Origin of the sequence: Actinomyces succiniciruminis, assembly GCF_900002405.1 — a bacterium.
Taxonomy (GTDB): domain Bacteria; phylum Actinomycetota; class Actinomycetes; order Actinomycetales; family Actinomycetaceae; genus Actinomyces; species Actinomyces succiniciruminis.
This window is the reverse complement of the sequence record NZ_LK995500.1, coordinates 1-6352: the sequence shown is the minus strand read 5'-3', so window position 1 is coordinate 6352 and position 6352 is coordinate 1. Positions and strand designations below refer to the sequence as shown.

Here is a 6352-nt window from a genome sequence, read left to right as displayed (position 1 = left end):
CCCGCCGGTAGACCGGCTCGGCAAGCCTCCTCTCTGACTCGATCGCCGCCTGGACGGCGCGCTGCTGGCGCTCTGAGGCGAGCTGCGCCTGCCGCAGCGCCTCCCGACGCCGGTCCGCCAGGTACCGCCCCAGCTGTGCTGCCGCACGGAACACCGCGGTCAGCTCGCCCGACACCTGGCTCATTACCGCCTGCTCCGACATCATTGTTCTCCTTTCTTAGTTGTTTCTTTGGCTTTGGGACGCTGCATCAGTGCGTCCGGGTGGGGTTCCCAGAACGGCACCAGCTCGGCCAGCACGGCTGTGGACCCGGAGGCGAGCACCCACGCCCGCCCGGCCGGCAGGCCCTGCAGCTCCGCGACAGTGGCGATCGGCCGCTGTTGCGAAGCCCGGCTCGTCGACCTCGACGTGCCCTGCGAGGAGTGCGACACCTGCACCGAGTCCACCCAATGGACGCCGATCATGTCCGACAAATCCTGGAGAAAACTCTTCTCCTTCACACCCCCGCCGTAGACCGCGGCATTCGCCGCGCTCCAGAGCTTCTTCATCCCCGGCTCGCCCCAGGCGGCGACGCCCTGCGACCAGGACTGCAGGACCGTGTCCACCACGATCCCTCGGCTGCCGAAGTGGCTGTACATGTTCGGCAGCTCCGACCAGCGGCACACGTTGGCGGCCTCATCCAATTCAATGAGCATCGGCGCTGGCAGCCGGCCGCTCGACTGCTTTTTCGCTTCGGCCACGGCGGCCTCCGTGACCGCAACCGTCAAAGCAGTCACCACAGGCGCCGCCGACCCGCGCCCCTCCTGCGACAGACAGTAGAGCGTACCCGTACTGCGCACGAACTCAGACGGGTCGAACTTCGGAAGAAAGGGGTGCGGTGTCACCCAACGCATCGCCTGCTCATTAAGGAGCCACGACATGATCGTCGACGCCGAGCCGTACACGCCCGACCTGGTCTCAGACACCAGATTCATCGCGCCCTCAAGCGTGTCGGCAGTCATGTCCTCACCCACACGCCGCAGGATCCGCACCGGCTCCCTGTCAGTCTGATTCGTCAACCAGCCGTGCAGGTCCGTGATCGGCCGGCCGTCCCTCGCGGCCGCCAACAGCAGCGCAGACACCAAATCACGAGCCGCGGAGTCGAAATACGCGGACTTCTGGGCGTTCACGTCGGTCGTGGCGTCAACGAACACTTGCGTGAGCGCCGATGCCGAAACGGAGTCGGTCACGTAGGAGAGCGGGTTCCACCAGAATGCCTGTTGAGTATTGGTCAGCTGCTGGGGGTCGAAGACGAGCACGTCACCCATCCGCCGGCGAGCCTCAATCGTCTCATCAACAATGTCCCGCTTGTTGGACGTTGCCAGCACCGCTCCCCTTGCGCCGAGGATGCGCGGCACCACCCAACAGGTCGTCTTACCCGTTCGCGGGCCGGCAATGATCAGGCAAACATCCTCCAGGCTGGACACAAGCCATCGTCGGCCGGCGATCACCGCCCGCCCGATCGGCAAACCAACCCAATCCGACTGCACGCCCAGCCGCTTCGCCTTCGCTTCAGCTGACTGCATGCTCAGTGCCTGAGTGTCTTTCGGCCTGCCAGTCAGGCCCGCCGCCTTGTCTGCACGGCTCCGACGCTGGCCCCGCCGCGGGCCAGCGAAGATACGGCGCACCAGCAGCACCACAGCCAGCCCCGCAACCGCCACCACGGCCACACACACCCACACGGAGGCAGTCATCTCCAGACGACCCGCCATGAAGTCCGCAACTACCTGCCACGGGTTCCATGACACCGCATGCCCCGTGAACACCGCCCACAAGTGCAGCCCCGTCATCAGCACGGTCACCGCCACAATCACCGCAACGCTAAGTACCAGCGCGGCGACGGTGGACCCCTCCCAGTTGCGCATCTCGTCGCGGATACTCACGATGCTGTCCTCCTGGTCTCGTGGCTGACCCTCCAGCGGCCGCTGGTGATGTTCACGGGCCGCTCCGCGGGCGCGAACTGCACCTGGAACGGAATGCCCGGCGCGCCGGAGGTTTTCAGCAGAAACTTGCCCATCCCGATCGGTGTGCCCGAGCGACCCGTGTGGGCGTCAAATGTGGCCGGCGCATTCCACGAGCTCAGCAGCTCTTGTTCGGCGTCAGAGAACGGCATCACTCCGCGCAGCAGCGGCATCTCCCGCGCCGGCAAGCCACCGAGAAAGAGCATCTTCGACCGCTCCACAAAGCCGCGCGCCTTCGTCCGGTCAGCCTCGGTAGACAATGACGCGAAGTCGGCCATGGAGTGCGTGATCATCATCTGCCCGATGCCGATCGTCCGATTCAGCCGGGTCAGGGAGTCGATGCGCTCAACCATGCCGGAGGACGCCTCCATGATCCTCCACAGCTCATCCATGATGAGGCTGTAGCGGCGCCTGGGCGCGACCCCGGCGTCGGCCAGTGCCTGGGCGATCTCGACGGTTCCGAACCCGTACGACCAAGTCGCGAGCAGCACCGCTGCCTGCAAGTCGGAGGAGACGTTGATCAGCGCCGACACGTCAAAGACCACGCTGCGGTCCATCATCATCGGCGTGGTGGTCTCGGCGGCGAAGATGCCGCCCCAACGCCCCGACAGGAGCGCCATCAGCGACACCTCCAGCTCCTCAGTGATCTCCCGGTACCTGGAGTCGCTACCGCGGTCCATGGCCGCCAGCCGCAGCCGCTCGGGGGCCTGCCTGATCAGCTCCAGCAGGTCGGCCAGCACCGGTTTCCCGCCACGATCCTCCAGGATGGCGATCGCCTCATCAATGATGATCTCCTCGCGGTTGGAGGGCGGATCCCGGCGGATGATCTGCAGCAGGCTCAGCACCATCGTCTTCGTCCGCTCGTGCGCCGCAGCGAGCAGCGCGGCCCGCTCCTTAGGGTGGTCCGCCAGCAGCCGCGCTGCCTCGTCGACGTTGCCAGGATCCAGAGGGTTGACGCCGGACTTGCCGTGGCCGATCTCGATCACCTGCCCGCCCATGGCGCGGACGACGTCCACATAGTCCGGCTTGATATCACCCAGGACCATTGAATGGATGCCCTGGTATGCGTGTCCCAGCACGATCCTGCGCACGAGCGACGACTTCCCCAGGCCATTAAGCCCCAACACCATGGCTGACGGCGCTGAGACCAAACCACGCTCAAACCACGAGATGTGGTCGGCGCACAGCATGCCCGGGCCGTCGATCACGCGGCCGAGCGGCACGCCAACCATCGGTGCCGCGCCTCCGACCGCAAGCGGCCACAGCCCGCACACCTGCCGCGACGTGCCCCTCCACAGGTCGACACGCGGCCTGATGCCCGTGCTTCCCGAGCCTGGACCGGTCGGGGCATCGAGGTCTGACGAGGCTGCGGGCTCCATGCCCAGGATCCGCGACAGCCCGCCAACGATGCTGTCGAACGTACTCATGTCACCAGCCCCCAATCAATGACTGCCGCTGCGGGGTGAGCCCCAGCGGCAACGTCAGCGCAAAAGCCGAGTCCTGCGCCCCGTATGCGGTGCGGACCGTGAGCCGTGATGAGCCGGCCAGGCTCTCCATGGCCGAGCTCGCGTCGGCGAGCTGAGCATGGGGGTCGCTCTGGCCGTCATCGACGACCGTTGCGGTCATGACGAGCCCGAAGTCCAGGATTGAGGCGCCGGAGGCCTCCTCCTCCGAGGTCTTGCGCGCCTGCGCCAGGTCACGATCCATTCTCGCCGTCGGCCGCGTAGCAGTGCGCCGCTTGTTGGCCGCCTTGTCGACGTCTCGCTCGACGACGTCGGGGGCCTTGGCTGAGTCCATTGGCTTGTACATGATCGTGACGCGCTTGCGCGCGATGTCACGGGAGACATCGAGTAGTCGCCGCAGCACGCTGGACTGCACCGTGCCGCGCGGTGCGCGCGTCATCACCCAAGACCGCGACAGACCCGAGTCGTGGCGCACGTAGTCCCATTCGGCGTCCTGGGAGATCGGTCCAGCCTCCGACCAGTCCAGGTCCACCTGGTGCCCCTGGGCAGCTGCAGCGTCGAAGAGTGCCTCAGCCTCAGGGTCGTAAGCGCACCTGACCAGCTGTGTCAGCTCGTCCACGGTCATCAGGTGCACCGACCCCGCGCCTGCAGCAGCGAGTGTCTGGGTCAGCCCAGGCAGCCGGCTCGCGATGTCCCGGATCGCCCGCTCCGTCCTCCCCCGTGACTCACTGCTCATGAGCGCTGGATCAAACGAGATCGTCGCCCAGGTCCGGATCCGGGCGCCAGCGGCGCCCGCCCGGTTGACAACGCCCTCAATGACCGCCGCTGCAATCTCCGGTGCCTCCCTGCTGCGCTGTGACTGGGACTCACGACGCAGCACGTCGCCCGAGTCCGGTGCCGTCTCCACCGTCACCGAGGCGTCCACGATGCCCGTCTCATCAGACAGGTCAGACAGCCAAAGGCCCCACAGCGCGACATGACGGTCAACCGTCTCTTTATCCACCAGGGCTATCCCAGCCGGCCCGAGGCTCATCACCACGCTCAGGCGGCCGTCACCGTGGTGCAGGACCGCGAACGGGCGCCGGTATGCGTCCGTGTGCTCGCTGATACGCAGACGCCCAAGGACTCCTGGCAGCGCACACCGCCCAGACGCCTTCTTGTTCACACTCAACACGCCATTACGAAAGATATTCGCCTGCCGTCTCCTTGCCTTGCGCCACATCCTGCGCTCCCTCCTTTTATCAGTGATACTGAGCCCGTGCTTATCTTTGATCGATAACGCAACTGCTGTGCCTGCTAGCAGCGCGAAATACACGATCGCCCAGGCCAGTCCGAGCCACCAGTTGACCAACACGCCACCAAACGCTGCCGCCAGCAGACCGATCGTCTGCCCGAGCGACCACTTGCCAAGACCACCCTGGGCGGGGAGCCTCCAGCCCCCGTACGTGTAGACCTTCGGCGCAGCAGTATCGTCGGTGCTCACCTTGCGACCTCCCCTGCCCCGGTCGCATCGTCCGCTGCGGAATTAGCGGCGTCCGATGCTGCCTCTACTCCCTTCGCCGCGACCTGCACAGCTGCAAGCACGCCGCCGCTCGCAGCCGCTGCCCCAGCACCGACTGCGGCCGAGCCAGCGCCACCAGCGCCTTCACCCGCAGCGGCCATTCCTGACTCTCCGCCAGCAGCGCTGCCCGAAGCGGCATCCGCGCCACCTGCCGGGCCCTCCGTGTCTACACCGCCAGTACCACCGGACGCCGGCGCCTGATCGCTGCCTGTCGACTCATTCGTGCCCGTGCTCGCCGTGCTGGTATCCGCGTCGCTGGCAGCATCCGGCGGCGGGCCACTGGCACCGCTGCCTCCTCCGTCACCTCGAGACAGCGACATAGCGCCCGTCGCCAAGGCGCCCACCGCAGCCCCCGCGGCGGCGCCAGCACCGGCGCTGCCCATAGCGCCCACCGCCGGCAGCACGAAAGCCACCAACGTTGGCAGCGCGAAGGCGGCAAGAATCATCATCATGACGCCGAGGATGAAGTTCAGCAGCTCACCATCATCCGTAATGTCATACGAATTGCCCTCTACGAGCTTGATAGCGATCGCATAGATCAGTGCCGCCGTCGGCTTCAGGGCAACAAAAGCCATGAACCAGCCGATCATCTTCTTCAGCCACTGCTGACCCCATTCAGTCATCGTGGCTGCCGCCGCCATCGGGATCATCGACAGCAGCAGAACAAGCATCGCCGAACGAACGAACATCATCCCAATCTGCACCAGATTCGCAATCAGGCCGATCAGGCCCACTACAATCACCACGATCAGCGTTAATGAACTGACACTAACGGTGGAAATCGTCATCAGCTTCGCCGCGAAATTCCCGCCGGCTTCACCAGTGGCCTGCTCCAATGTCCATGATGCGGTCGCATCACTCGCATCAACAAGAGACTGCCCCACAGTCACCGAGGCAGCAGAGACAATAATGAGCTTCAGCAGCCCGGACGCTATGTTCTTGACCGTTTCGCCACGCTGCTGCCATATCAGCATGACGCAGGCAGACAGGAGCGCGAACGCCGCCAGGACGAGTACGAGCCACCTGGTAATCGACTGGCTCCACACAGTCACCGAGCCGGTTGATGACACGTCCGGAGTCGGCACGTCGACCCAAAACGTACCCAAGGTTACGAGTACTTTGTCCATGCCCTCCAGCACCGCATCACCCCACGCCTTGACAACGTTCGTTGAAACGGTCGACACGACGTCAGAGACACCTGAGCCGAGATGGCAAGTCAGCTGATACCATTCACAATCAGCCATAGTCTCACCTCCTCCAAATGGTTACTTCACACGCCCCAGTCTTCGTATCCGGCGCTGTAGACCGTTCCCTCTATCTGCTCTTGGCC

4 protein-coding genes and 1 pseudogene are annotated in these 6352 nt (G+C 65.1%); all 5 read right to left on the bottom strand.

The features are described 5' to 3' along the window. Positions 1–205 (bottom strand): annotated as a pseudogene (locus BN1056_RS07395) (hypothetical protein); the annotation flags it as partial. After that, positions 202–1920: a type IV secretory system conjugative DNA transfer family protein gene (locus tag BN1056_RS07390; RefSeq protein WP_244671574.1), complete on the bottom strand. Its 1719-nt coding sequence runs from the start codon at positions 1918–1920 to the stop codon at positions 202–204. The gene BN1056_RS07390 and the pseudogene BN1056_RS07395, both read right to left, overlap by 4 nt. Then, the gene (locus BN1056_RS07385) at positions 1917–3425 is read right to left on the bottom strand and encodes an ATP/GTP-binding protein (protein WP_210580119.1); all 1509 of its coding nucleotides are present in this window, start codon (positions 3423–3425) and stop codon (positions 1917–1919) included. The genes BN1056_RS07390 and BN1056_RS07385 overlap by 4 nt, the downstream gene beginning before the upstream one ends. Position 3426: 1 nt before the next feature. Continuing rightward, positions 3427–4944, bottom strand: coding sequence for an SCO6880 family protein (locus BN1056_RS07380; RefSeq protein ID WP_210580118.1), 1518 nt, complete (start codon positions 4942–4944; stop codon positions 3427–3429). Next, a complete protein-coding gene (locus tag BN1056_RS07375) occupies positions 4941–6266 on the bottom strand; it encodes a TrbL/VirB6 family protein (RefSeq protein ID WP_210580116.1) in 1326 nt (441 codons plus the stop codon). Before BN1056_RS07375 ends, BN1056_RS07380 begins: the two co-directional genes overlap by 4 nt. Positions 6267–6352 lie beyond the last annotated feature (86 nt).

What these genes read in the sequence shown, in the direction of transcription:
- BN1056_RS07385 (WP_210580119.1), bottom strand. Translation starts at nt 3,425, where the DNA reads ATGAGTACGTTCGACAGCATCGTTGGCGGGCTGTCGCGGATCCTGGGC.
- BN1056_RS07375 (WP_210580116.1), bottom strand. Translation starts at nt 6,266, where the DNA reads ATGGCTGATTGTGAATGGTATCAGCTGACTTGCCATCTCGGCTCAGGT.